Source organism: Candidatus Hepatincolaceae symbiont of Strigamia maritima (genome assembly GCF_055505085.1).
On sequence record NZ_DBKDTU010000013.1, the window covers coordinates 1 to 4369 of the forward strand.

General features: G+C 27.0%; 5 protein-coding genes. All 5 read left to right on the forward strand.

Translation table 11 applies throughout. The features are described from left to right. Positions 1-127 precede the first annotated feature (127 nt). Entirely contained in the window at positions 128-451 is a 324-nt protein-coding gene (locus ACQCX0_RS00285; protein ID WP_462562040.1) for a helix-turn-helix domain-containing protein, read from the forward strand. Beyond that, on the forward strand, positions 444-1646 hold the full coding sequence (locus ACQCX0_RS00290) for a type II toxin-antitoxin system HipA family toxin (protein WP_462562042.1): 1203 nt from the start codon (positions 444-446) through the stop codon (positions 1644-1646). Before ACQCX0_RS00285 ends, ACQCX0_RS00290 begins: the two co-directional genes overlap by 8 nt. Positions 1647-1660: 14 nt before the next feature. Beyond that, entirely contained in the window at positions 1661-2434 is a 774-nt protein-coding gene (locus ACQCX0_RS00295; RefSeq protein WP_462562043.1) for a Fic family protein, read from the forward strand. Continuing rightward, positions 2421-2810 carry a hypothetical protein gene (locus ACQCX0_RS00300; protein ID WP_462562044.1) on the forward strand — a complete coding sequence of 130 codons (390 nt, stop codon included), beginning with the start codon at positions 2421-2423 and terminating at the stop codon, positions 2808-2810. Before ACQCX0_RS00295 ends, ACQCX0_RS00300 begins: the two co-directional genes overlap by 14 nt. Positions 2811-2886: 76 nt before the next feature. Next, positions 2887-4369, forward strand: a 1483-nt coding sequence (locus ACQCX0_RS00305) for a VirB4 family type IV secretion/conjugal transfer ATPase (RefSeq protein WP_462562045.1), incomplete at its 3' end; no start/stop codon positions are given.

Consider the following 4369-nt stretch of genomic DNA (forward strand, 5'->3'; position numbering starts at 1 on the left):
ATAGCAAAATAAAAAAACTAAAATATATTAATAGTAGGTAAATATGGTATTATATATAATATATTAGCTATTAAATAACTTCAATAATTTTAATAGCTATAATATTAATTATAATAGAAGGTACGATATGAATGGTAACTCATTAGATTTTTTAAAAAGTCCAAAAGAGCTAGGAAAAAATATTGCCAAAAATATAAAGCAACTCAGGCTAAAATTTAACCTCAGCCAACAAAGTTTAGCAACTAAATCCGGGGTTAGTTTGGGCAGCCTAAAAAGATTTGAGAGTAGTGGAGATATCTCATTAAAACATTTAATTCTATTAGCAATAGCTTTAGATAGAAAACAAGATTTATTAGATATATTTAAAGAGAATGTACAGTATACCAGTATTAAAGAAGTACTGGAGCAAGATAAGATTAAAATAAGAAAAAGAGGAAGAACTAATGTTTAAACAACTAAAGAATATAGAAGTATTTTTAAACGAAGTTCTAATTGGAGAATTAGCTATTTTACCTAATAAAGAAATTGGTTTTGAGTATGATAATAATTTTATAAAGCAAGGTTATTCAATATCTCCATTCTTTCTAGCTCTTAAAAGTGGTGTGCAAATTGCTAAACAAGAGCCTTTTAACGGATTGTTTGGTGTATTTAGTGATAGTCTACCGGATGGATGGGGCAATTTATTAGTAGATAGATTTCTGAATAATAAAGGGATTAATCCAAGAGAATTAAATATATTAGAAAGATTATCTTTATTAAATAATAATGCAATGGGGGCATTATCTTATAAACCTACACAATACTTTAATAGTACAAAAGAAAGTTGGAATTTTGATAAAATATTTGATGAGTGTAAGTCTGTTTTAGAAAATAAAGATATAGCTAATATAGATAATCTTTTTAAACAAGGTGGAAGTAATGGCGGAGCAAGACCTAAAATCTATTATACAGATGATACTAATCAAGAATATATAATTAAGTTTCAATCTCAGGAAGATGGTACTGATATAGGAGCTATTGAGTATGTTTATTCATTAATGGCAAAAAAAGCAGGTATAGATATACCTGAAACACAATTAATACCTTCTATAAATTGCCCGGGATATTTTAAAGTAAAAAGATTTGATAGAAAACATAATAAAAAAATTCATATGCATAGTATAGCAGGATTATGTAATTTAAATTTTAGATTACCAGCATTAGATTACAAAGATTTACTATCAATTACTATGGAACTTACAAAAGATATTGTAGAAGTTAAAAAGATGTTTAGACTAGCAGTATTTAATATTTCTACTAGTAATAAAGATGATCATAGTAAAAATTTTGCTTTTCTTTATAAAAATAGTAAATGGCAGTTATCTCCAGCTTTTGACCTTACTTATTCTGAAGGTTTTAATTCTGAACACAACACTATGTTTATGGGAAAAGGTAAAAATATTACTTACAAAGATATTTATAAGCTAGGAAAAGAATATTCTTTAGGTGATAATTTTATTAAAGATACTATAGATAAAATTTTTAACAGTTTATCTAATTGGAATAATCTTGCCAAGACTTATGGTGTAAAAACAGAAAATATAAAGAAAATTGCTAACAAATTATTACTACCCACTATTAAAAATAATATTTATTTAGAAAAATAACTGAAAGAATAATCATGGATTACGAAAAACTAACTAAAAAGCTTACTAAAATTAAACCTTATTTAACAGATAAATATCTGTATCATACTAGATTAGTAGAAGATCTTGATGTCAAATATACTTACCATAGTAATGCTATTGAAGGAAGCACCTTAACTCTACAAGAAACTGCTCTTATTTTAGAAGGGATTAGCATTGGTAAAAAGCCTATGCGTGAGCTATATGAGGCTACTAATCACTCTAAAGCATTCCAATATATTATGAATTTTAGAAAAAGGATTGATAAAACTATAGGAGAAACAGAGATTAAACATATTCACTCAATTATTCTAAGTAATATTAATGACTATTATGCAGGAGTTTATAGAGAGATTGATGTAGGAATCAGAGGGACTGATGTTATCTTCCCAGCACCTTATGAGGTTACACAATTAATGATAAAGTTTAGTAATAATATCACAGAAAAACAAAAAATAGGAATAGAACATCCTGTTAAATTAGCTAGTGAAGCTCATTTTGAATTTATTAATATACATCCATTTGTTGATGGTAATGGTAGAACAGCAAGATTATTAATGAATGCTATATTGCTAAGAGATGATTATCCTACTTTAGTAATAAAATTAGAGGATAGGGATAACTATATTAACGCCATCAGAACTGGTAAAGAAAACTTTAATACCTATATTTATAACACAATGGATAACAATTTAGATCAATACATTAAGAAAGTAAAAAATATTGAACAAGTAAAGTTTTCTAAAAGAAAAAGCTATGATTTCCTGTAAACAAAACGGACAGATAACTAAAGACCATTTTACCGGAGCTGGTAATATGGTCGAAGTTGGTTCAGGAGCCAAAAGAGAAATAAAAGATTATAAATTAACCCGTTATGCTTGTTATTTAACAGCTCAAAACGGCGACGGTCAATCTATTGTTGACCATTTTGGCAGTGTCGCCAATATGGTCGAAGTTGGTTCAGGAGCCAAAAGAGAAATAAAAGATTATAAATTAACCCGTTATGCTTGTTATTTAACAGCTCAAAACGGCGACCCTAGAAAAGAAGAAATAGCTTTTGCTCAAAATTACTTTGCTACCCAAACTAGAAAGTTTGAGTTAGTAATGCAAAGAAAGGCTGATTTTGAAAGAGTATTAGAAAGATAAGAATAACCATGGATTATGAAAAACTAACTAAAAATATTAGTAGATTAGAGAATAAAGATGATAAGGATAAATAACAATGTTTTTAGTAATTGTATATATTATCTTAATAGCATTAATTATTTTTACTAGTAAAAAACTATATCTATATTTTCTTAAATTACAGAAAAAACCTTTCTTACAAAATACCTATGCAGAATTTATTCCCTCTAAAAGTATTATTAACAATAAATATATCTTAAATAAAGATGGTACTTATTCTTGTGTGATTAAAATAATTGGTTATTCATATCATCAGGCAAGTGATATTGACAAAGCAGAAATTGATAATCTCTTGCTAAAACAAAGAGCCTTAAACTTTATACAACTTGATGAACAAATTCAAATCAAATTTATTTTTAATCGGACTAAAAAGTTTGAAAGTTATCAGAATATTAATGTTATAGAATTAACTTCTGCTGATTTAGATATTCTGAAGGAAATAAGCTCTAATTTATTGTCGCAATTATCTGCTTTTAGACCTAAACTATTACAAAACAATGAATTACTAGAATTTATCTTTTTTAATTGCAACAAAGTAGAAAAAGTAATAACTAACAAACATAATATTGCGATACATGATCTTTGCTCCTACTCTTCTCTAGAGTTCATATCTGATTACGGAGTAATTACTAATATTGATACTCAGAAATACTTTAAATGTTTATCCTTTAATTATGGCTCAGAAATTGATACTAAATACTTTACTAGTTTAATTACCGCTAACCTTGAGTTTGATTTTATTATTCATACTAAATTCTTCTCAAAACATAAGGCCGATAATATAATTAATATTGATAAGAAAAATATCTCTGCTTCCCAAGACGAAGATACAGGTGGCATAACTAATTTTAATGCCTCTAATAAGAAAATAGCTGAAATAGCAATAGCTCAAGAGATTTTAGCTAATGATGAGGCATCCTTAGCTATTTTTGATACTTTTATTATTATTTACGCTGATAGTTTAGAACTATTAAAACTTGAGATTAATAAACTTAAGGAAATCATATCTAAATATGAAATTTATTTAACCTTAGAAACTAAATTATTAAATTTCTTCTTTTTACAGAAATTAATAGGTTTTAAATTTGGAAATAATTTAAAGTTTGCATTTTCTCTAGCTGAAAATAGTGATTTATTTGTGTATGCTAAAAAAGTATTATCAAGTACTGTTGCTGGCTTATTTGATTTTATTGATGCTCCAACCGGACTTACAAAATGTGATTGGGGAAATCTTCCTCTTACTAAACTTAATACCCATTTAAATAACGAATATAACTTCTTTCTACATGTTTCTGAAGAAAAAGCCGCAGTTGGGCACGGAGTAATTATAGCCCCAACTGGAGCAGGTAAAACTACTTTTGTACAATATTTAATTAAAGGTATTTTAGATAATTATGGTAATGAAGTAGATATCTATAGTTTTGATAGATTTAACGGCATGTCGGTTTTTACTAATTGGCAACAGGGAAATGAGATTAACTTTACTGAATTAAGTATTAATCCTTTACAAATAGATTTAG